Source organism: Nitrosospira sp. Nsp11, assembly GCF_900142705.1.
In the GTDB taxonomy this organism is placed as follows: domain Bacteria; phylum Pseudomonadota; class Gammaproteobacteria; order Burkholderiales; family Nitrosomonadaceae; genus Nitrosospira.
The window spans coordinates 68,711-91,388 of sequence record NZ_FRBV01000010.1; the positions used below are offsets into that span (position 1 = coordinate 68,711).

22 protein-coding genes are annotated in these 22,678 nt (G+C 51.1%); 15 read left to right on the top strand and 7 right to left on the bottom strand.

The window, feature by feature from the left end:
- Positions 1-78: 78 nt before the first annotated feature.
- The 7 genes from BUA28_RS11260 to hemP form a co-directional block, all read right to left on the bottom strand.
- Positions 79-822 (bottom strand): PepSY-associated TM helix domain-containing protein, encoded by a 744-nt coding sequence (locus tag BUA28_RS11260; protein WP_083569979.1) that lies wholly within the window; start codon positions 820-822, stop codon positions 79-81.
- Positions 819-1,478: a hypothetical protein gene (locus BUA28_RS11265; RefSeq protein ID WP_072768219.1), complete on the bottom strand. Its 660-nt coding sequence runs from the start codon at positions 1,476-1,478 to the stop codon at positions 819-821. The genes BUA28_RS11260 and BUA28_RS11265 overlap by 4 nt, the downstream gene beginning before the upstream one ends.
- A gap of 65 nt (positions 1,479-1,543) precedes the next feature.
- Positions 1,544-2,560 (bottom strand): multicopper oxidase domain-containing protein, encoded by a 1,017-nt coding sequence (locus BUA28_RS11270; protein WP_072768220.1) that lies wholly within the window; start codon positions 2,558-2,560, stop codon positions 1,544-1,546.
- Positions 2,561-2,690: 130 nt separating this feature from the next.
- Positions 2,691-3,713 (bottom strand): DUF2325 domain-containing protein, encoded by a 1,023-nt coding sequence (locus BUA28_RS11275; RefSeq protein ID WP_143148504.1) that lies wholly within the window; start codon positions 3,711-3,713, stop codon positions 2,691-2,693.
- Between the two features lie 98 nt (positions 3,714-3,811).
- Positions 3,812-4,276 carry a bacterioferritin gene (gene bfr / locus BUA28_RS11280; protein ID WP_072768222.1) on the bottom strand — a complete coding sequence of 155 codons (465 nt, stop codon included), beginning with the start codon at positions 4,274-4,276 and terminating at the stop codon, positions 3,812-3,814.
- Between the two features lie 2 nt (positions 4,277-4,278).
- Positions 4,279-4,512, bottom strand: coding sequence for a bacterioferritin-associated ferredoxin (locus BUA28_RS11285; protein WP_072768223.1), 234 nt, complete (start codon positions 4,510-4,512; stop codon positions 4,279-4,281).
- A 28-nt stretch (positions 4,513-4,540) separates the two neighbouring features.
- Positions 4,541-4,726, bottom strand: coding sequence for a hemin uptake protein HemP (gene hemP, locus BUA28_RS11290; protein WP_072768224.1), 186 nt, complete (start codon positions 4,724-4,726; stop codon positions 4,541-4,543).
- A 766-nt stretch (positions 4,727-5,492) separates the two neighbouring features.
- Between hemP and BUA28_RS11295 the strand changes: the two genes are divergently transcribed.
- The 15 genes from BUA28_RS11295 (at position 5,493) to BUA28_RS11365 (ending at position 22,644) form a co-directional block, all read left to right on the top strand.
- A complete protein-coding gene (locus BUA28_RS11295) occupies positions 5,493-6,314 on the top strand; it encodes an ABC transporter permease (RefSeq protein ID WP_072768225.1) in 822 nt (273 codons plus the stop codon).
- Positions 6,304-7,791 carry an ABC transporter ATP-binding protein gene (locus BUA28_RS11300; protein ID WP_256598307.1) on the top strand — a complete coding sequence of 496 codons (1,488 nt, stop codon included), beginning with the start codon at positions 6,304-6,306 and terminating at the stop codon, positions 7,789-7,791. Before BUA28_RS11295 ends, BUA28_RS11300 begins: the two co-directional genes overlap by 11 nt.
- A gap of 279 nt (positions 7,792-8,070) precedes the next feature.
- Positions 8,071-11,463 (top strand): glycosyltransferase, encoded by a 3,393-nt coding sequence (locus tag BUA28_RS11305; protein WP_072768226.1) that lies wholly within the window; start codon positions 8,071-8,073, stop codon positions 11,461-11,463.
- 178 nt (positions 11,464-11,641) lie between these two features.
- Entirely contained in the window at positions 11,642-12,193 is a 552-nt protein-coding gene (locus BUA28_RS11310; protein ID WP_178298019.1) for a hypothetical protein, read from the top strand.
- Positions 12,194-12,226: 33 nt separating this feature from the next.
- Entirely contained in the window at positions 12,227-13,231 is a 1,005-nt protein-coding gene (locus BUA28_RS11315; protein ID WP_072768228.1) for a glycosyltransferase family 2 protein, read from the top strand.
- A gap of 181 nt (positions 13,232-13,412) precedes the next feature.
- Entirely contained in the window at positions 13,413-14,519 is a 1,107-nt protein-coding gene (locus BUA28_RS11320) for an FkbM family methyltransferase (protein ID WP_083569981.1), read from the top strand.
- Between the two features lie 82 nt (positions 14,520-14,601).
- Positions 14,602-15,711 carry a non-hydrolyzing UDP-N-acetylglucosamine 2-epimerase gene (wecB, locus tag BUA28_RS11325; protein WP_305887643.1) on the top strand — a complete coding sequence of 370 codons (1,110 nt, stop codon included), beginning with the start codon at positions 14,602-14,604 and terminating at the stop codon, positions 15,709-15,711.
- A gap of 89 nt (positions 15,712-15,800) precedes the next feature.
- Entirely contained in the window at positions 15,801-16,808 is a 1,008-nt protein-coding gene (locus tag BUA28_RS11330) for a glycosyltransferase family protein (protein WP_218587264.1), read from the top strand.
- Positions 16,809-17,043: 235 nt separating this feature from the next.
- The gene (locus tag BUA28_RS11335) at positions 17,044-18,330 is read left to right on the top strand and encodes a metallophosphoesterase family protein (RefSeq protein WP_072768231.1); all 1,287 of its coding nucleotides are present in this window, start codon (positions 17,044-17,046) and stop codon (positions 18,328-18,330) included.
- Between the two features lie 460 nt (positions 18,331-18,790).
- Entirely contained in the window at positions 18,791-19,651 is an 861-nt protein-coding gene (locus BUA28_RS11340) for a sulfite exporter TauE/SafE family protein (RefSeq protein ID WP_072768232.1), read from the top strand.
- Positions 19,648-19,965 carry a DUF1634 domain-containing protein gene (locus BUA28_RS11345; protein WP_072768233.1) on the top strand — a complete coding sequence of 106 codons (318 nt, stop codon included), beginning with the start codon at positions 19,648-19,650 and terminating at the stop codon, positions 19,963-19,965. The genes BUA28_RS11340 and BUA28_RS11345 overlap by 4 nt, the downstream gene beginning before the upstream one ends.
- A 156-nt stretch (positions 19,966-20,121) precedes the next feature.
- Positions 20,122-20,364, top strand: a complete 243-nt coding sequence (locus BUA28_RS11350) for an AbrB/MazE/SpoVT family DNA-binding domain-containing protein (protein ID WP_072768234.1) — start codon at positions 20,122-20,124, stop codon at positions 20,362-20,364.
- The gene (gene mazF, locus BUA28_RS11355; RefSeq protein ID WP_072768235.1) at positions 20,364-20,678 is read left to right on the top strand and encodes an endoribonuclease MazF; all 315 of its coding nucleotides are present in this window, start codon (positions 20,364-20,366) and stop codon (positions 20,676-20,678) included. The genes BUA28_RS11350 and mazF overlap by 1 nt, the downstream gene beginning before the upstream one ends.
- Positions 20,679-20,759: 81 nt before the next feature.
- Positions 20,760-21,686 carry a glycosyltransferase family 2 protein gene (locus tag BUA28_RS11360; protein WP_072768236.1) on the top strand — a complete coding sequence of 309 codons (927 nt, stop codon included), beginning with the start codon at positions 20,760-20,762 and terminating at the stop codon, positions 21,684-21,686.
- A gap of 19 nt (positions 21,687-21,705) precedes the next feature.
- Positions 21,706-22,644 (top strand): NAD(P)H-binding protein, encoded by a 939-nt coding sequence (locus BUA28_RS11365; protein WP_256598308.1) that lies wholly within the window; start codon positions 21,706-21,708, stop codon positions 22,642-22,644.
- The last annotated feature ends 34 nt before the right edge of the window (positions 22,645-22,678 follow it).

The following is a 22,678-nucleotide window of genomic DNA, read 5'->3' on the forward strand; positions in this document are numbered from 1 at the left end:
GAGCAAGGGAACTATGGATTTACATGGGTAGTGTTTTGTCTCGACCCTGGTTGCTTGGCGATGGGAAAAAAGACAGTCTCATGATAGCGATAGCGTGGTGAGCATAAGAATGACAGCAGAGGTGAATACCGTACCGATCAATCCCGCCGCCATAAGCCGTGGTCCATGCAGACGGCTCCACAGCAAGGTGCCGGTAATCGCAAGAACCAGCAAACCGCAGGCCAGCGTATCCGTCAGCAATATCCACACATTGGACATGCCGGTTCCCTTGTGAAAATTGGCCAATGTCGCCCAGGCATTGGCTTCCTTCTGCTCGATGCGTGTTTCCATGTCGCCTTGCCAATACTCCGCGGTAAGGCTGAGGTTGGGCGTGGTAAGCGTGACGCGCCAATTTTCAGGCTGGTTGATCTGTCCACCACCCCAGGGGACCGGACCGCCGGGTTTTTTCACGATACGCGATTTAGCGTGAGGCATTTTAAATTTCACACGGAGCCAGGCTTCCAGCGCCTCCGCCGATTGCAGGCTGCCGACGGGCGGCATGAGCGTCTGGTGAGTTTCGTGCTGCGCAGCAAGCGGGATTTTCATCTCGCTGCGATGATTCAACAGAATACCGGATGTGCCGAATATCAGGCCGAGTACGGCTCCCCATAGCCCCAACCAGGCGTGCGTACGGCGGAGCCAGACAAGAAAGCGGCCACGCTTCATACCCTGCGATAAAAACAGGTAACCACGTGGCTCGGTAACCGGGCGCGGCATTGCGTTTTCCCTGGCCGCGCTTTGCATGGTTGCAGGTGCGGATGCGTCGGGTTGCAGCGTACTCATCTGTAAATGCTAAGCGTAACCTTGTGGCTCTCGACGGCGTATGCCTTGCCCTCGAAATTGCCCGGATTAATCAACTCATGCTTCGCCTCGACCACATAAAGACCGGGTTCCAGCACGGTAAGCGGAACCTCTCCTTTCTCGTTCGTATGCAAATGCTTTTCCCAGCCATTGGGCGCAATAATGATAATCTCCGCCTTCGGGACGGGCTTCCCCTGGAAGCTCAAACGCAGCAGGTTGTCGCTGCTATGTATATCAAGCGGCAAACTGCCGCCGTTGCCCAGCCGCGCATAGAGAAACCTTCTTTGCACCGGGGCAGGGTTTTCACCCTGTGGCTCGCGTATGGGTTGTTTGAGCGCTTGTACCAGCACCGTCGCTTCACCGCCGGGTATCGCAAAGTGATTATTCTCGCGGCTCGCGTCGACAAGTTTTTCCGCGCCGCTCGCATCGATCACAATAACCAGCGGTTGAATGATGTTGTCGAGCTTGCCGGGTGAGGCTTCGCGCCGATCTTCGGCGTATTCGCCGAAATAAAGCTTCGAGGCCCCAGCCTCGCCCTTGTCATTTTCGAGCCACAATGCGTGCGCCGCGGCATTGAAGCTAAGCAGTCCGCCCAGTAAGGCAACAGCGGTGGCAGGGATAATGGCTGCAATCTTCATAATATTTTTTCCTTTTTTGTTTGTATATCCCGAGGTGGGCTAAGCTATTTCCAGGCTATTCGAAGCTATTTCGAGCGGCTTCCCTTTGTTTCAGGCTGGACGCGCCAACGCGTGGACATCCCAGCCATCATATGGTCGTCTACATGGCAATGCAGCAGCCAGTTGCCAGCCGAACGCGGGGTCATGTCAACCGACGTCATGCTGGCCGGCAGCACCTCAACCACATCGGTGCGGCGGCCATGGTCGAGTACCGTCTGACCGTGCCAGTGCACGGTATGATTGTCTGTTTCGTTGCCGAGCGCGACGACATGCCAGCGGACGCGCTTTCCCAAACTTGTTTCATAGCCTTCCAGATTTCCGAAAATACGGCCGTTGATCGTATGCTTCATGCCGCTTTCTTCCCCGTTCTCTTCATTGAAGATCATGAACAGGGTCGTAAATTCCTGATCTACATCGTGCGGCGCCGGATCAGCAGCGGACCGTGCCATGCCCTGACGCGTGACGATAATAGTGCCGATGAGGCCGAGGTTTGCTTCTTCTTCTTCCATCACATGAGAGTGATAAAGCCAGACGATTGATGAAGGATCTGCCGGGCCGGGGCCTGCGTCTGCGTCCACAACCCAGGTGTAGGTGAATGATTTACCGGGAGGAACGGCCGCCCCTATGCCGGAGCCATCCGCGCCTTCGCTGGATTTGTCATAAAACAATCCATGCGGATGCATGGAAAGCGGCCGGTCTGTTTTATTCAGGAAATGAACTTTGAGGGTATCTCCCACCACGGCTCGGATCTCGGGTCCCAGTATCCCCATCCATGTGGGCTGTGGCAGCGGTTTGCTATAGCTTTTGTCTGCATAACCGATATAACGGTATTTAGGGTATGTCAGCGTCGTACCCCACACCCCGAGCCCCACATCCGGCTTGATCAGGTTTTGCCCGGACGGCGCATAGCTCCAGGAAGTTTGCTCCGCCGCTACCCAGTACTCTCTCACTGCCGCCTGTGCTGCCTGCGCCGGAATCCACATACAAAAGGCAATAATAAAAGTCGCCAATGCCGTGATTCTGCCTTTATAACCAACGCTCATGTGCTTCTCCGATTCCAGGAAACAGTGACAAATAATGAATCGACGGGCCTCCCCCGCCTGGCGTCCGCCCACGCGCCTCTGCCGTGGCTCCGCACGCAAATCATGTTTAGCTCTATCATGGATAACGTTGTTAGACGATGGGAGTGGATTTCGTGGATTGAACAGGGTTACCGCACCCGGCGGGTGCCGTAGCCAACGCAGCCAGCGTTGCCACACCCTTGCGAAAAGTGGGCAGGCCGGAACGGTCGAGCAATACGCAAGGCTTGCCCGAATATTTACAGTAGCGCTTCACAGTAAAATAAGTGTAGTGGTTTATGCAATCGACCGGACAAACTACCAGATCGGCATGGTCGAGCAACGCAGGGAGATGATCTTCACCGTGAAGTGGGCCTCTACGATAGATGAGCAACCTGCCGCCTGACGCCTCCACCATGCGGTGGTACTCCGGGTAGAGTGCGGCGCGGCCGCCTACGCACAGGACGCGACGACCCGCAAGATCGAAACCAGCATGCGCGGCGGCTTGTTTCTCACCAGGACTATCGCAATCCCATGCGGGTCCTGCGGCAGATGCACTGCCAGGACAACCTTGCGCCCTAAGCGTCCCGGGCGCTCCCGGCGTGGCGGAGACCTTGACCAGCGGAACCCAATCTGTTTCTGGCGGAACCGGAATTTCGGCATCGGCGAGCTTGCGCTCAAGCAGATCAATGCGCGACAGCAATGCCTGGTGAGTGCCAACCGGCTGCGATACAGTTGTTGCGCTCTCTGCCGGCAAAAACGAGGGGCTATTCGAAGCCCGTCCGTGGCGCGCGGTCCTGGTGAGCCCGGTATGCTGTAAAAAAAAGGGGCTGCGATTGATCCTGAGAAATGAAAACGACTCGACGACCTGATGAAATTTCCTTTCCAGCAATGTCAGCAACTGGCTGGGAAAGGAATCATCGATATTATGAGCATTGTGCGAACTGGCGCGGCCGGTCCCGTTAACGGCTTCTTGCCGCAGGCCGGACAACAAGTGTGCGCTCAATTCTTCAACGGCATGGAGGCAAGCAAGCAGAATAACGTCGGGGCGGGGTGCTTCTGCAATCATTGGGGTTGTAACGCCCAAGGTCGCTGAACCGGTTGTCCCGGTTGCCCTGATTGTCTTTAGCTGTTCCACAGCCTGCGCTCCATGACAGGTTATAAAAAAATGCTGGCTTGCCCCGTCGGACTGGCTGGCTAAAGCCGCTGGGTAGGAGAACCCAGCGGCACGGATAATTACATCTGGCTCTGCAGCCAGTTCTGTATGCCCACCTTCTGCATTACATCCAACTGCGTTTCCAGCCAGTCGATATGCTCTTCGGTATCTTCGAGGATTTCTTTAAAAAGCTCTCGCGAGACATAATCCTTCGCCATTTCAGAAGCTGAGATGGCGGCAAGCAAAGTCTCACGGGACGCCATTTCGAGCCTGAGGTCGCAATCGACGCATTCTTCAGCCTTTTCACCGATCAGGAGCTTGCCGAGCTCTTGCAGATTGGGTAATCCCTCAAGGAAAAGGATACGCTCGATCAATGCATCGGCATGCTTCATCTCCTCTATGGATTCTTCATATTCTTTCTTGCCCAGGCTTTCAAAACCCCAGTTTTTATACATCCGGGCATGAAGAAAGTACTGATTGATGGCCGTCAATTCGTGTTGCAGTTGGCGGTTGAGCCACTGGATAATGTCTGCGCTGCTTTTCATGTTTATGCCTCCTCAGGCGAGATCTCGTATAAGCGAGTGGGTTTGTGTAGATGATGTTGAGTCATGGTTTTTTGCATCAGTGCTTTTTCCAGCACCTCCTTGGCGTGACAGGCACATATCCCGCATTGCCCACTCACACCCAGACAGGTCTTCAAATCCCGCATCCGGTCGGCGCCTTTAGAGACGGCCTCCCGGATGGCGGTATCAGTTACACCTTTGCATACACAAATATACATGATGAGCGCCTTAAGTCTACTAGTTCCACTACTTGGTTAAAATGAGCTTGCCGTTACGAGTACGCCGCAGGCGATATTGTTCGCCCTGGTGCTGGATAAATACCTCGTCTCCCTGGGAAAACAGGGTATCGCTGAAGATGCGCCTGTTGCGGTCGAGCACGCCGAAGTTCTGTTTATCAACGTTGGTTTCCGGAACTGTAAGTGACTTATCCATTTGGGCCGTTTCCGCGATTATTAATGAGAATGATTCGTATTATATGCAACTTTAAACGAAATGCAAGAGAATGGATAAAAATATTTTAGCGTTGTATTTTGGAAGGAATTTTTGGGCTCGGTACCGCGCCGGCAGGCGCATAGCCAGAACGTCTTTCTCTTGAAAGCTCAATAAGATGCTTCGTTCCAGGTAGAAAGCTAACGGTAGCCTCATCATTTTCACGCAAGCGCGAATCTGGAACGCAACATCGTCTTTTCTCAAGGACTGAATCGGGATGCCTTCTCTAAACCAAAGACCAAAGGCAGCGACTCTCTACAATGATAAAAAAATGAATGCAGCGCAAGCTTATGGGCGCCTGGTATTTCTCCGAAGTTTAAAAGCGGGAATGAGATGCTTGCTGATGGCGCCTAAGCCTGAGAGTCGGCCTCAATGTGTAAAATATTTTGTGTTATGCTTTACGTCTACACGGGTCTACACGGCACGCCGCAAATGAATTCGTCCTATCCTGCATATTTTATTAGCGCCGCTTTCGGAAGCGACTAAATGATGCCGCATGAGAAAGACAATTCCCACTGACAGTGATTCAGCGTTCCTGTCATATGGAAACTGAAACGAAAACTAAAACACTTCCGTTTCGCGATTCTGCGAAACGTCCTGACGCAGCGCGTGAAACGCGCTGCGACTTCTCAACTAATCAATACCCGCCACCTATATCATTCACGTTGTGGCCACAGCGGTACACGCGATACCTCTAACATCCTACCGCATGCAAAACTTCTCCATCCTGCCGCGCGAAATGGCCGCAAGCCTCTGGCGTAATCGCGACCTGATCATTGCATTGGTCAAACGCGAGGTCATCGGACGTTATCGGGGCTCTGTCATGGGCATTGCATGGTCGTTCTTCAACCCCTTGCTCATGCTGGCGATTTATACATTTGTGTTTTCTGTCGTATTCAAAGCACGGTGGGGTGTGGGCGGGGAAGAAAGCAAAACGGATTTCGCGATTATTCTTTTCGTCGGCATGATCGTGCATGGGCTCTTCGCCGAATGCATCAACCGAGCTCCCGCACTGATATTATCCAACGTCAACTATGTGAAGAAAGTGATTTTTCCACTGGAAATACTGCCGTGGGTCGCATTTGGCTCGGCGCTATTCCACACGATCATTAGCGTCGGCGTGCTGCTGATCGCCCAGCTAATCTTCAGCCATCAGATGCCATGGACAGTGGTCCTTTTCCCCTTTGTCTTGCTGCCGCTGATTCTCATTGCAATGGGTTCCGCCTGGTTTCTGGCGGCGTTTGGCGTATTTGTGCGCGACATCGGGCAAGTCACCGGCATGTTCACAACTGTGTTGCTGTTTCTTTCGCCAGTGTTCTACCCTTTAAGTATCTTGCCGGTAAAATACCAGGGCTGGCTGCAACTCAACCCACTCGCATTCATCATTGAGGAAGGACGCAAGGTGCTGGTCTTCGGCCAGTTGCCGGATATTGGACAGTGGTCCATTCTGATGGCAGCGGGATCAATAATCGCCTGGGGCGGGTTTGCCTGGTTCCAGAAAACCCGCAAGGGATTTGCGGATGTTCTCTAAAACCGAAAAAATCCCGAAACCTTCCGCTTCGGTTATGTCATCTCAATCAAGAATGCTGGAGCCAGGGCAGCAGGAGAAACGGAACAGTCCTGATATTGAAAATACCGTAACGGATCCTGGCAATACCACCTTCTCCAGCGATATCACTATTCGCGTCCAGAATCTTTCCAAGTGCTACCAGATATATGACGTGCCGCGCGACCGTCTTAAACAGTTCGTTGCCCCGCGTCTGCAACGTCTGACGGGTCGACAGCCCAGGCAATATTTTCGAGAGTTCTGGGCGCTCAAGGACGTTTCATTTAAAGTCAGGAGAGGCGAGACGATCGGCTTGATCGGGCGCAATGGTTCGGGTAAATCGACTCTGTTGCAAATCATCTGCGGCACGCTGGCGCCCACCGGTGGCGTTGTAGAAACCAAAGGTCGCATCGCTGCTTTGCTCGAGCTGGGCTCCGGCTTCAATCTAGACTTTACCGGGCGCGAAAATATCTACATGAACGGCGCTGTGCTTGGATTGAACAGCGAGGAAATCGACAGTCGCCTCGATGCCATCGTATCGTTTGCCGATATCGGACAGTTTATCGATCAGCCCGTCAAGACCTATTCGAGCGGCATGTCGGTGCGGCTGGCGTTTGCCGTACAAGCGCAGATAGACCCCGATATTCTTATTGTCGACGAAGCGCTCTCTGTTGGAGATGCAAAGTTCCAGGCCAAGTGCTTCGCGCGCCTGAAACAGCTCAAGGATAATGGCACAAGTATTCTACTTGTTACCCACTCAAGTGAACAAATCGTCACCCACTGCTCCTCAGCAATTTTACTCAATAATGGCATGCAGCTTGAAACAGGCGAACCGAAAAGAGTGGTAAATCGATACATGGATTTGCTATTTGGTAAGGAAAAACGCGAAGTTGGTGCTAAACCGCTTGAATCAGCAGATGAACTGGCTCCTGTTATAAAAGCTGAAGCCTTATATCAGCTAAGCCAAGCGTGCGACGCCTTTGCAATGCGTGAGGGATATAATGCCCACGAATATCGATGGGGTGACGGCACAGTTTCTATTCTGGATTTTTACCTGGCTGCGGACGGCGAACCCTATCCTTCGGCGATCACAGCGGGGCAAGCTATCACACTTGCGATCTCCGTGAAATTCCACTGCGATCTGCTGCGTCCCATATTGGACATCAACATCAAAACGAAGGACGGTGTAACAGTATCCGGCATCAATTCAGAGATGGGCGAATGCGATATCGACGATTTTCAGGCGCTTTGGAAGAAGGGAGCCGTAATGCATGCCAAGTCCCACTTCAAATGTGGGCTTGCTCCAGGCGATTATTTTATTTCGATAGGTATTGCTACGCGAGAAGGTGAGGAGATTATCCCCCACGATCGACGCTACGATTCGATACATTTTATTGTCAGACCGCATAATCATTTCCATGGGCTTGCTGACCTTGAACTTAACTTGTCGCTCGTAAAATAACAGCATGAGGAGCGGTTTTGGAAACGAAAGGGTTAATTACGTTCTTCCTGGATTTTTGACGCAAGAATGCGACGCATAAGCTCACGCGCCTCGAACTCTTGTCGCTTTCTTCCCATTGCTGTCAATACATAAAATACAGAACCGATCAGAACCAATAGCTATGGCAACAACAGTTCCCTCGCGAGATCCTTATAAAAATACTTTTCTTGTACCCCATGTAAAAAAACCTGACGGAGTTCGGAGACGTTTTGCGCACTTTTCAAGGTCGCTAAAGCACTCATGTCTGAAACCAAAAACGCTTTAATTTCCAGTTCCAAACGAACGCTGATGAAAAACGAGATTTTAACGTCCGTCTATATAGCTGACGCAAAGAGTGGTATCTGGTCAAGGCCCGGGTATATCGGTATTGCTTATAGCGACGGGGACGAAGTTGAAGACCGCATTGCCGAAGCTATCGATCGAGCAACTGATATTACTGTTCTTTCCGCTGAGCTACGGCAGCATTGCATCGACTGGCCTTCCCTGTATCACCTCTCCGGTACTCGTGCCAATATCTTGCGTCCATTTGACGCATCGCTCAAAGGGGACATTCTGGAAATCGGTTCCGGCTGTGGTGCAATTACACGTTATCTGGGCGAGTCCGGCGCGAATGTCCTGGCCCTTGCGGGCAGCCCGCGCCGTGCGACTATCACCCGCTCCCGGACACGTGACCTTGAAAACGTAACTGTGCTGGCCGAAAAACTTGACCAGTTTCAAAGTGACTACCGATTTGACGTAATTACCCTCATCGGAGTCCTTGAATACGCCAATCTCTTTACGGCGAGCGAAAATCCAGCACTTGCCATGCTTCGGCACGTTCGATCTCTGCTCAAACCTGAGGGCAAATTAATTATCGCCATAGAAAACCAGTTAGGGTTGAAATACTTTGCCGGAGCGCCAGAAGATCACCTTGGCCAACCCATGTATGGCATTGAAGGTCGCTACGCTGCGGATCAGCCACAAACTTTCGGTCGGGCAGTACTTGCTGGTTTACTGGAAAAAGCAGGCTTCGCCGTGGCCGAGTTCCTGGCTCCGTTTCCGGATTACAAATTACCTGTCTCGATTTTGACTACAGAAGGTCTTTCGAGCCAACGCTTTGATGGCGCTGCGTTAGCATGGCAGAGCGTAAGGCGCGACCCCCAACTCCCGTCGAGCACGAATTTTTCGCTGGAGCTGACCTGGCCCGAAATATTTAAGAACGGATTGGCTTTAGATATGGCTAATTCTTTCTTGATTGTAGCGTCAACATTGCAGCAACAAATCGTTAAATCTGGCATCCTGGGGTATCACTACAGTACTGATAGAGCTCCACAGTATTGTAAAGAAACAATATTTGAGCAAACTGCTGAAAATATGATAGCAGTGAATTATCATAACCTGATCGATCGCGAGCAGGATGATAGGACAAATCAAATCATCAGCTTCACAGGGGTGGAAAAAGCACCTTATGTAGAAGGCAAATCCCTATGGTTCGAGTTTGTAAAAATAGTCACCTGTGATGGATGGTCCTTTGGAGAAGTTGGCCTCTTCATTCAACGCTATGTAAATTTGCTCGCAGTTATTGCTAGTCAGAAGGGATATTCGATTGGCAAATTGCAGTTAGCAGATAAGTTGCCCGGGGATTTTTTTGACATGACGCCTCAGAATATTATCGTCAACCATGTCGGGCAACCACACGCAATAGATCCTGAATGGGTGCTTGCAGACGAAGTCGAAGTCGGCTTGCTTCTTTTTCGTTCATTGCTCTGGGGGACCGGATCTGTTTGCTTTGGCAAGCATTCCACGGGTGACCTATTCTCGCGGCAAACATTTATCAAATTGGCTCTAGCTGCAGCAGGCTACGCACCGACCGGTGACGCTTTCGTGCGCTTTGCCGAGCTTGAGTCTGTTATTCAGCAACAAGTAACGGGACGTTCATCGCGGGAATTCTTAATCAGGTGGTTAGAGCAGCCGTTGTTAACTTCTATACCGAAAAACGATGAGCAACTCGCTAGCCTCAGCCAACTCATAGCCAAACACGACGAGCAACTCACCAGCCTCAGCCAACTCATAGCCAAACGCGACGGGCAGATCGCCAGCCTCAGCCAACTCATAGCCAAACGTGACGGGCAGATCGCCGAGCTGCAGCAAGAGATTGCTGAGATATATGAGTCCACTTCGTGGCGGATGACCGGCCCAATTCGTGAGATCAAATCGGCGCTAATGCCTTTAAGCAAAAATTTAACACCTGTAAAGTCGGCGAGATTCACCCGCTCCCTCTGGTTCAACAAGCTGTTGCGCCAAACGTATAAGAGCCTGCCATTGCCTTGGCATATTAAAAAACGGCTCAAGGAAATTTACCTGTCCCGGCCTGGCGCCTGGAAAGTAAATCACAAAGACGTCTTCCAGCTTGACAAAAATCGGGATGCACTCCCTCTGGTGGCGGCGAGCGCAAAACAATTTGATCCAACCGACCCTTGGGTATTAGTGATCGATTTACGAATACCCACACCCGATCGGGATTCCGGTTCTGTACGCATGTATGCAATTCTTCGCTTGCTGGTTGAGATGGGGTTTCGTATTACTTTTGTCTCCGATTCCGAGGAACAATTGCCCGATTATAGGGAGGCTCTGGAAAAACAGGGTATCGACATTCTTTATGGATCTGGTGCAGCTCATAGTCATCTGGCAACCGTGGGGGGCAGATATCATTTTGTACTGCTATCTCGGCCAGAGATTGCTTTTCAGTACTTGCCTTATGTCCGCGCATACGCGCTATATTCCAAGCTCATATATGACACTGTTGACCTTCATTGGGTACGATTTGAGCGCGAGATGCTAATTTCAGGGGATCGCGCCTTAGTTGATGTCATCGCAAGCTTTCGGCGCATCGAACTCTTCAATTGTGCTTGTGCGGATCTCGTGCTCGCGATTACTGATGATGAAAAAGATCACTTACTCGCTGAACAACCCGACGCTAAAGTTACTGTGCTGCCCAACATCCATGAGATTTTTTTTCCCAAAGCGCCTTTCGCGCAACGCAGGGGCATACTCTTCATTGGCGGCTTCTGGCACAAACCCAATGAAGACGCCGTGATATTTTTCGTCAAGAATATTTTTCCGCGGATCAAAGAAAAAATTCCCGACGTGGTCTTTTATATCATCGGAAGCAATATGCCCCCATCGGTGGAATCACTACGCTCGGCCAATGTAGCGCCTCTCGGGTTTGTGCCGGATATCGCTCCCTATTTTGAATCTTGCCGCATATTTGTAGCCCCATTGCGTTTTGGCGCAGGGATGAAAGGCAAGGTTGGCCACAGCATATCCTATGGACTGCCCATCGTCGCCACGCGGATCGGGGCAGAGGGCATGGGTCTTCAGCATGAAAAGCATCTTTTAATTGCGGATGATCCTGACGATTTTGCCGGCCTGGCGGTTCGACTTTATAATGATGAAGCGCTGTGGCGCCGACTCTCTACCGCAGCACTTACGCACCTGGACACAAATTATTCACTTGCAGCGGCACGAAAGCGGATGATCGAAATCTTTCCCAAAACGCGAAATGAGTTGAACCGGGATGAGTCTCGCGATGACAGCACCATGATCCCGCGTTGCTCAACAAGCTCTACAGCGGCGAGGGCGCCGTATGTGTAGTGGTCCACAGAGGCGGTCGGAACGCCGTGTATTGGTAGTTGGAATATATCTTGCGGATAAAGAGAATCTTGCGTCCCATATTACTCGGGAATTTGCTTTAAGCGACAATTGGGACGTAAGGCAACGATGGTCCTCGCTAGGCAAGAATCAGTCAGAGTCAGATTTGGCACCATTCACAGTGCAAGTTATCGATACGTTTTCGCCGAAATTTTTACTGTTAAATCAGCTACTCCAGAAAATTGATTTATACGACTTTGAGTACGTTATCGTGAGCGATGATGACATCCAGTTACCGGCTGGTTTTGTTGATCGCTACCTCGCCATGGTCTCCCGCTATAACCTCGCTGTGGCCCAACCCGCACGGACGCATGATAGCTATATAGATCATTGGTTCGTTGAACAGCTTGATGGCATTGATGCTCGAAGGACGCGTTTCGTTGAAATCGGGCCTCTGTTTTCGCTACATCGGAGCGCATTTGATTATTTTTTGCCATTTGACGAAGCCAGCCCGATGGGTTGGGGTAATGATTTTGTATGGCCGGTTCTAGCAGAAAAACACGGCCTTAGAATGGGCATAGTCGATGCTGTACCAGTGGCTCATGACTTTCGTAAACCTGTAGCGTATTACGACCATGGGACTAGCGCGAAGCACATGAACAAGTACCTTGCCGAACGACCGCATCTGTCAAAAAAAGACGCCTTTTTTATATTGGAATCCTATGTCGGATAAGCCGCCGTTCGCCTGCCCTGCTCTAGTAGATCAATGCTGAGCGTAGTGATTTGCACGTACAACCGGGCAACCCTATTAGATAAGGTGCTGGATAGCCTCTGCAAGCAGACGCTGCCCGCGCATGATTTCGAGGTTCTAATAATAAATGATGGGTCTGTCGACGATACTCAGGTGGTAGCGGCGTTTTATGCTGCAAAGCTCCCTCTTCGCTATGCTTATCAACGCAACGCCGGGTTAGCCAGCGCCAAAAATCACGGTCTGTTTGCTTGCCGGGGTGATGTGGTGCTTTTTCTGGACGATGATGATATCGCGACAGAAACCTTGTTGGAAGAACATGTCAAAACACACGCTGAATTCCCTGCAGAGCACTTCGCAGTACTCGGATATACCGCGCTTAGCCCGGACATCAGCGGAGACCCACTCATGCACTTCGTTACGGAGATCGGTTGTTTCTTATTCTCTTATCCCTCGCTGAGGCATGGTGATGCTTTGGATTACACTTATTTCTGGGGCGGGCGTTCTTCTTGTAAACGCTCACTGTTACTGGAGTTCGGCGTGTTCAACCCGGTTTTCCGATTTGGCGCTGAGGATATTGAGTTGGGTTACCGGCTTTCCAGACTGGGATTGCAGGTTATTTACAACAAGAACGCCGTATCCTACACAATAAGGAAGATTGACTTCGATGCTTTCTGCCATCGCCTTGAGCGCCAGGGGGCTTCAAGCTATGTCTGTAGTCAAATCCATGCTGCACCTGAAATTCAGCAGTGGGCGGGAACGGCTGACTCAGAACAAAGTTGGGCGACGATCGGTGGTCACTTTGAAGCCATCATTAAATCAGCCCGCTGCCTCGACTCAATGGCCAATCTGAAGCTGGCAACCGGCTTAGGCTTGGATGAAGAAACACGCAATCTGCTCTATCGGGGGTACTGGGCAGCATTCAAGGCGTGCAAGATAAAAGGAATTCAGGGGAAAAAAGAAAGCCTTAACAAGCCGATGGAGGCGCTTGTTGGGCAAGAGAAAACGGTTGACGCAATTTAGGGCTGATTGTCGTCAAATCACGGCAATTTTGTAATTCTGAACAAAACAAAAAGATACCTACAAAACCTACAAAATTCTTTGCACTGTACTGAAAGACATTGTTTCAAGGATAGTGGGTTACAGAACGCTATCTTATATAAAATAGCGTCTTACTGCGTTCAACTATGGCTCACCGAATGATATGAAAATCAATAATATCCATCAAATGTATGATCACCATACTATATTGATCATGAGAATGATTTTGAGCAAAAATTCATCTTGTGTGGATGTTGGTGCTCACGTTGGCAGTGTGCTCAAAGAAATTGTTGATCTTTCCCCCCTTGGAAAACATTACGCGTTTGAGCCCATTCCTTACTTGCTCAACGGACTGAAATCCAACGATGAGTTTCAGTGTGTTAATTTATATGATATGGCCTTAAGTGATCAATCGGGTGAGGATACTTTTTTTCTGGTTAAAAATGCTCTGGCCTTTAGCGGACTCAAGCAAAGACGTTATGATTGCTCAGATCCCGAAATTCAAGAAATTAAGGTCAAAAAAAGTAGGTTGGACGACATAATTCCAGTTGGCCATAAAATAGATTTTATAAAAATCGATGTTGAAGGCGGTGAATTACCTGTGCTACGTGGGGCTGAGCGAGTTATTCGAGAGTCGATGCCTTTCATTGTTTTTGAGTCTGGCCTAGGAGCGTCTGAGTATTACGGGACGACAAGCTCATCTCTGTATGAGTTTTTAACGGATAATTGTGGTCTTGAAATAAACTCGCTAGATGGCTATTTGACTGGCTCAAGTGGGCTAACAAAGAATGAATTGATTGATATTTTTAGCAAAACAGAACGATACTACTTTATTACTCATCGACCACTTCTCGACCATGAACGACATAGGAATTTCAGAAACTATATATTAGATATTGACTCACGCCTCTATTCTTTAAATGAACTACCTGCAAATTTTTTACAGCTAGGTAGCCAGCTTGAGGCGCTATTACCGAGGGCGCAGGTGCGTGATTGGGGCAAAAAGCAAACATTTGTTGGGAAAGGCGTAAATATTCAACCTGACGGAACTTCTGCCATGTGGATCAAAACGGCCAACGTGAGCCTCTTCAGAGACGCATACGTATATTTCGGCGATCAGCGTGCGGCAGGTAGAGCGACAATTCAAGGCGAATTGATAACCACTACTATTCCGAATGAAGTCATCGAAAACGTCGGCGAGTATGAGGTTGTGATTGTAGAGGCATTTGGCAGACGAACAACTGTGGGCGTTTTTATGGTAAAACCATAGCCGAATATCGATTGTCTCTTACTTGCGACAAATTTAAGCATAATGACTTATGGTTGACCACGTTGCCTGACGGTCGTAGCTAGTGATTCACAAAATTCTTTGCGTTGTAGGCACCCGCCCCGAAGCCATCAAAATGGCCCCCGTTATTCTGGGACTAAAAAAATATCCCGATATCGAATGCACGGTTCTGGCAACCGCCCAGCATCGAAATCTCCTGGATCAGGTCTTGCGCATTTTTGATATCAGGCCCGACATCGACCTTGATATCATGCGCCCTAATCAGGCACTGACAACTCTCACCGCCCGCCTGTTGCTCAATCTCGACGATGTGCTTCTAGCCGAGAAGCCTGATGCTGTGCTTGCCCAAGGCGATACAACCACGGTGATGACCGCTGCTCTTGCCTGTTTTTATCACAAGATACCGTTTGGACACGTTGAAGCGGGCTTGCGTACCGGTAACATGGCGGATCCATTTCCTGAGGAGATGAATCGAGTGGTGACGGGAAGATTGACGAAGTGGCATTTTGCACCTACGGAAAGTGCCAGGCAGAACCTGCTAAAAGAAAGTATCGCAGACAAAGACATATTCGTAACCGGCAACACTGTGATCGATGCGCTGTTGAGCGTGGCAGAAAGTGAGGCGCCCCTTCCCTTCAAGGTTGACCCCTGTAAGCGCCTGATCCTCGTGACGACACATCGCCGGGAAAATTTCGGTGAGCCTTTCAGGGAAATCTGCCGCGCCATTCTGGCACTGGTGGAGCGCAATGAGGATGTGCAGGTGCTGTACCCAGTGCATCCTAACCCAAATGTATATAATATAGTTTCTGAGGTTTTAGGTAATCATCCAAGGATTACTCTTTGCGAACCACTGGACTATTTGTCGTTCGTCGCAGCTATGAAACATGCCTATCTGATTCTGAGCGATTCCGGGGGGATACAGGAAGAAGCCCCTGCTTTGGGTAAGCCTGTATTGGTCCTGCGCCGCGAGACGGAACGGCCTGAAGCTGTCCAGGAGGGCGTAGTGCGGCTGGTGGGTTCGGATTTCGAAGAAATCACGGGCATAACGCAACATTTGCTGGACGACGAGATGGCTTATAAAAAAATGGCTCGTGGCGTCTCGCCTTATGGGGATGGCAAGGCAGCCGGCCGTATCGCAGCGGTGTTGCGTGACTATTTCGCGACATGCGGCTGATTTATCTTTCCCCCGTCCCGTGGAGTAGTTTTTCCCAACGACCGCATGAGCTCGTCCGATATTTTCATTCGCTCACTGGAAGCGAGGTTTTGTGGATCGATCCATACCCAGGCCGATTCCCGACCTTGTCCGATGTGCTGGTTCGGCGCCCAAAATGCGGCCATATAGCGCGTGGCATTCCGACCTGGCTGACCGTCGTAAAACCAAAAGCATTACCGATAGAGCCGTTGCCGTTTTCAGAAGTGGTTAATTGCCTGCTCTGGGGAGATGTTGAATTGGCGGTTGACCGATTTGCGGACAGCTCGACCGTACTCGGTATCGGCAAACCCACGGCGCTGGCATTGCGATTGCTCTCAAAGGGAGGCTTCATCTCGTCTTTTTATGATGCGATGGATGATTATCCGGCTTTCTATAAAGGCTGGTCACGTCTTGCAATGGCAAAGCGGGAGCGCAAGATGGCAGGCCTGGTATCCAGGGTACTAACATCATCCTCCGCATTGCGGGATCGACTGGGGCATCTGGCACGGGATGTCCGCCTCGTTCTGAATGCTTGTGCGGCGGAAAGAATGCCTGAAATACCAGAAGCGCGACCGTTGAATGAGGTGCAGCCATTGGTAATTGGCTACCTCGGCACTATTGGGCACTGGTTCGACTGGGAGCTTGTTGTCGCCCTGGCGAACTCGCACCCCGACACAACGTTGCGGCTCATCGGCCCCATGTATGTGAAACCGCCAATACCGCTGCCCAATAACGTTCGTCCGGAACCGGCGCTTCCCCATCCAGAGGCGCTGCGGGCAATATGTCAGTTCGACGTTGGCTTGATCCCGTTCAAAAAAGACACACTCACCGCTTCTGTCGATCCGATCAAATTCTACGAATACCGCGCCTTGGGGCTACCCGTGTTGAGCTCGGCTTTTGGAGAAATGACCTCAAGAGGTGAGGATCAAGGCGTGTATCTTATCGACCGCGATTCCAATATGACTGACGTCGTCAGCCAGGCCTTGGCCCATCGCACGAGCGCGGATAATACGGCACGGTTCAGAAAGGAAAATTCATGGGAAAGCCGGTTTAATCAAGCAGGTGTCTTTGTCCTGTGACACGGCTGAGCCGTTCTGTCTTCTCCTCAAGCTCGTTAGGCCGAGTGGTGGCCATCGATGACGCCGCCGAGCGAGTAAACCTTGCAGAAGATTACCGGGTATTCTGTCGCTATGTTTGTCAGTTTCAAAAGTCAAGTAAACACTACTTCTGAGTGCAGCTAAAAATGCCGGGAGTAACGATAGGTCTTAGAAAACGAGGGGCCTACGGTGTCGTCTTCTAGTTCGGAGTGTTGTGGTGATAAGTAGGGCTAAAATAGCGATAGTGGCAGTTGCGGCATTAACTGCTTTGGGTATCCCGGCATCAACTGCCCTGAGTAATCCCGATATTGAATTTCGCTCAAACGAGGCGACTGCACGTATCGTCTTCATCTCCGATACGCATGCCGTAGATGATGCCAAGGACAGGGACCTTCAATGGAACATTAATTCTTTTGGGCGCATAAAGCAGGTCTTTGGGCATGAGAACGTGCGGCCAACGCATCTGCTTTGGCTGGGCGACGTGATTGATTTCTTGCCTTCCGAATGGGATATAGCGAAATCATGGGTAAATTGGATTATTCGCAATCATGCGTCCGTGAAACAGTACGCATTGATGGGCAATCATGATTATATATATTACAACTACCCGGAGATCCAAGGGAAATTTTTGGCCTTCATGCCTGAAGTCGAAAGTTTTCTTAGAACCTCCGCGAAGAAAGGGGATACCAGACTGTTTGTTAAAGACGCTAAGCAATTCGTGGAGGGGCAACAAATTCTTCTTATAGAGACGCCCGATCGAGACACCTCCAATAGGTCGCATATAGGGGTTGTAAAGGATGTGGACGCCAGACGAAACTTTATCAAGCTAGTAGAACCGCTTCCAGATTCATTTGCTAAATCTTCCACCGCCGTACGCCAGGGCTTCACGGAGGCGCGCGGTATAGCCAGTTTCTTATCGACGTTTGCAGGCACTGAAACACGAAGTACAAATAACATTTTCTTCGTCGGTAATACATGTTTTCTGCTTTTGTCGATGAATAATTTCTTTAGTTTCGATCCACGAACTCTAAAGACGCGCGGGATCTCCGAAGATGACTTCCATTGGTTTGAAGAGCAGCTGGCTAAGCATCACCGGACTTATAACATCATCGTTGCAACCCATGAGATGCCCAATAGTGGAAAGTCTTTGGGCAACTTGCATGATCCCAACGACACTATAGATTTTGACGAGAGTACGAGGAAACGACTAACTGAGCTCATCTTCAAGTACCAAATTTCAGCCTGGGTTTCGGGACACACCCACCCGAATGCGCGCACGGATGTTGTACATTCAACGCAAGCTACTACTCATTTTCTGCTTGTACCATCACTGGGAACGAATCCGGAAGGTCAGGTGTTGACGGTGGAGCTGCATGAGGGAGCAAAATCTTTGGACTTCAAGTACTGGTCTACAGATAAGCAGGTGTTTTTTCGGCAAGTGAGCGTCCCCCTTAGGCATCAGGTAACTTTAACTCAACCGGCGTTTTTCCCTGCTGAATTGTAACGTTGGGATCGATCTGAGTTGTTTCGCGTCGTGGTAGACCCGGGGTCGGCGCTGGAAATGGCGGAAGTTATTCGAAACGCTGCTTACCCATATCGAACAATCAGGTCCGGGGAACGACTGGTGTTGCAGATCTCGCAGACCTGTTATTGGTATCGTGCGAGGCTGTCAGTGACAATACCCGGGATTTCAGATTGGTTGTTGCGGCTGACCTACGCGAATCGCACTTGGGGATTCGGGCTGTGTTTTCCCGATACCAGCTCGAAGCTGTCACGGCAGACACGTTGCGCAGGTTCTGGAGGTCGAGGTCGGAAGCCCGATTTCCCTCATCTAACGCATCTCCTGCAGCGAGTGGCAGCGGCCGGTTGTTACGAAAAGTTTTGTTACCATGGCGAACTGATCAGGTTTGCTACTCGACTGTCCCGGCGTCCGCGCACGCGGACGTAACCCGGAAGTCGCTCCAATGGAAATATCAACTATTCTTTGGCTATTCGTGGCCGCCTTCGGCGCGAGCGCGCTTGGCGGCGTGCTCGGCATGGCAAGCGGTATCTTCATCGTGCCGATTCTCACGCTGCTATTTGGCGTGGACATTCAGGTGGCAATCGGTGCGAGCATCATATCGGTTATCGCCTGTTCTTGCGGTAGCGCAGCGCCATTCTTGAAAGGGCGACTAACCAATATCCGCCTCGCTATCGTTCTGGAGACGGGCACCACGCTCGGAGCGCTGACTGGGGTGTTCCTGATCGGCATCGTCTCAACTTCCTTTCTCTATGGCCTGTTTGCCTTCATTTTGGCCGTCTCTGCAAAGCAGATGCTTACGCGACGCCATGAAGTGATCGATGCAAGCGCACCCGATGCCAGAAGCTGGGCCACCGTGCTGCGCCTGCATTCGAGCTTTCCCGATCATGTGCTAGGTCGGGACGTGCCTTATCAGGTAAGCCGCGTACCGCTCGGCCTATCCCTGATGTACGGCGCAGGCCTGATTTCGGCACTGCTCGGCATCGGTTCCGGCGTACTCAAAATCCCCGCGATGGACACCGCCCTGCGACTACCCATCAAGGTTTCGTCCGCCACGTCCAATTTCATGATCGGCGTGACGGCTGCCGCGAGCGCCGGCGCTTATTTCGTACGGGGAGACATCGACATCGATATTGCTGGCCCGGTCGCGCTGGGATCAGTGGTTGGGGCGCTCCTCGGAGCGCGCCTCCTGATGGGCCTTGCCGCCGACAAGCTGCGCCTCTTCTTTGTCATTGTCCTTGCGCTGCTCGCTGTCCAAATGTTCCTGGGCGCTTTGGGCGTGCATACTCCCGGAGGTCCGGCATGAAGCCTATGACTGACGATTACGAGCGCCATGAACAGATCATTGCCGCGTTGCTCTGGTACGGCACGTGGCTCGCCTCGGCCGTGATTGCTGCCGGGATGGCCTTGAGTGCTCTACAGCAACTCGAGGGTTTGCCTGGCTTCGGCCTCGGCGGCTACGACCTGGTAAAAGCCGGTGTGGCGCTGTTCATTCTTTTGCCGGTGGCGCGCGTGGCGCTGATGCTGGCCATCTTCCTGCGGGAGCGTGACTACGCCTATATGGTCATTTCTGCACTCGTCCTGGCGATCATCGGTGCCGGAATTTTGATCGGTCTTTGAAGTATCCAGGCAAAGAAATATCGCGACCAAGCAAGATCCGCTTTGTGTCGTTTCCGGATGAGGCCGCACCCGTAGAGCGCGGCATGTATCTACAATGTTGACACATTCCGGTTTTGTCGCTATGGTGCCAGCATTGGCTCAACATAGGAGACTGCCATGCGAGTAATCGTTAAAAAGTGGGGCAATAGCGCATCGGTTCGCATCCCCGCCGGGATCATGGAAGCTGTCCGCTTAAACTTGGAAGATCCGGTGGATATTCGCGAAGAAGATGGTCGCATCGTCATCGAACCGATTCACAAAAATAAATATGACCTTACTCAGATGCTTGCCGACATAACACCGGAAAATCTGCATGCCGAGGTTGATTTCGGGACACCGGTCGGCAAAGAGCTTTTGTAATGATTCATCGCTATGTACCTGAGGCTGGCGATATTGTTTGGTTGCACTTCACCCCCCAAGCCGGGCTACTAGTGGTTAGCCCTTCGTCCTACAACGGTAAAACCGGCCTTATGTTGTGCTGCCCAATAACCACTCGGGTTAAAGACTATCCTTTCGAGGTTTTTATTTCAGACGATCGTCCCTGTGCTGTGCTGGCCGATCAAATCAAAAGTCTCGATTGGGTTGCGCGCAAGGCAAGCCACAAAGGAAAAGTCTCACCCGGCGAATTAGCTCAGGTCTTGGCAAAAATTGCTGCCCTCATCGATAAACAATAATTCTCATCACAGCAGGAAATTGACGCGTGCAATAAGCGCCGCTTCCTCGCAAACAAGACTGGCAGGGTAGGTGGAAAATAGATGGTTGCTGAGGTAAATACGCCTACGGATCACCTCCCGGTCTCGGTCATTGTCGTAAATTACAATGCGGGGCAAATCCTGGCAGAGTGCATACATTCGGCATTGCCTCAGGTAAGCGAAGTGCTGGTGGTGGATAATGCTTCTTCAGATTTCAGCCTTGAACTGTGCACGCAACGTTTTCGTGAAGAACCGAAACTCAGGATCATTCGCAACGCTTCAAACCTCGGTTTTGCCACGGCCTGTAACATAGGCGCTGCACAGGCTATCGCGCCTTATTTGTTATTCCTGAATCCTGATTGCGTTTTGAGCGACGATTCATTGCCGCGCATGGTTCAGGTATTGGAAGCGAACCCTTCCGCAGGAATGATCGGCGGACTATTAATCAACCAGGATGGCACTGAGCAGGCTGGCGGGCGCCGTGCGATTCCTACGCCCTGGCGTTCGTTTGTTCGTGCCTTTGGCTTGTACCACTTTGAACGCTACTGGCCCCGGCTGTTTTTTGATTTTCATCTGCACAAGCAAGCATTGCCGACTGGACCGCTTGAAGTGGAGGCTGTTTCGGGCGCCCTCATGCTTGTTCACCAGAAGGCAATCGAAGATGTTGGCCCATGGGATGAGAGTTATTTTATCCACTGTGAAGATCTGGATTGGTGCATGCGCTTCCAGAAAAAAGGCTGGCAGATTCTTTTCGTACCGGACGCCCCGGTTGTGCACTATAAGGGGACCTGCAGCCGCTCCCGCCCTATATTTGTGGAGTGGCACAAGCACAAGGGGATGATGCGGTTTTATCGCAAGTTTTTCCGGCATGAGTACCCAGGTGTCGTGATGTGGCTGGTGGCGCTCGGCGTATGGCTGCGCTTTGGGACAATAGCGACAATTTATAGCGTTCGACGCGCTGGACGGCTTGTGGGTCTGGGACGAGAATAGTGTTACGCCGGATTTCCGGATGCGAGCGCATCCAAAGTTTAATGGTCTTAGCCCAATGCTTATCAAGACAATGCCTGGCCTTGCTTCTCCACATAAAATTATTGTCACGGGCGCAACCAGCATAATTGGGTACTTCCTGCTATCCAGGCTAGTGGCTGCCGGCCATGAAGTTCACGCAATCAGCCGCGATGGCGGAAAATACGTGGGAACAACGAGTAATCAGCTGATTTGGCACGAGGCAGATATAAGTCGTGCAGGGCAATTTCCGCTGATTCACGCGGAGGCACTCATTCACCTCGCCCCTCTCTGGTTATTGCCCCCGCTACTGCCGGTTTTAGCCTTGCAGCGAATTAAACGGGTGATTGGCTTTGGTTCAACCAGCCTGTTCAGCAAGGCGGACTCTGCTGATGCGGGGGAGCGCCAAATCGCATGTCGCCTGGCTGAAGCGGAAGAGGCTATCAGGCGTCTTTGCGACGCCTCAGAAACAAACTGGACGGTGTTGCGTCCAACGCTGGTCTATGATTGCGCTCGGGATAAAAATATAACGCGTATCGCGAGTTTTATTCGGCGTTACGGTTTTTTTCCCCTGCTGGGAAAGGCGTCGGGGCTACGCCAGCCCGTTCATGCTGATGATCTTGCGGAGGCTTGCCTTACGGCGCTTGAGCAGCCCTCCACGTTTAACAAGGCATATAACGTGAGTGGTGGCGAGACGTTAAGTTACCGCCAGATGGTCGAGAAAATATTCACCTCGCTTGGAAAACCTGCTCGTTTTTTAACCGTGCCTCCATGGATGTTCCGTGGCGCGATAAATGTCATGGCGCTGATATCGGATAAGCAGGGCACAACGCTGGAAATGGCAATACGGATGAATGTCGATTTGTGTTTTGACCACACAGAGGCAACACTGGATTTTGGTTTTTCGCCAAGGCCGTTTACCCCTCATTGGAACGATGGGTGAAAATGAGCAATGCATGCTTCCCATATAGGCACGC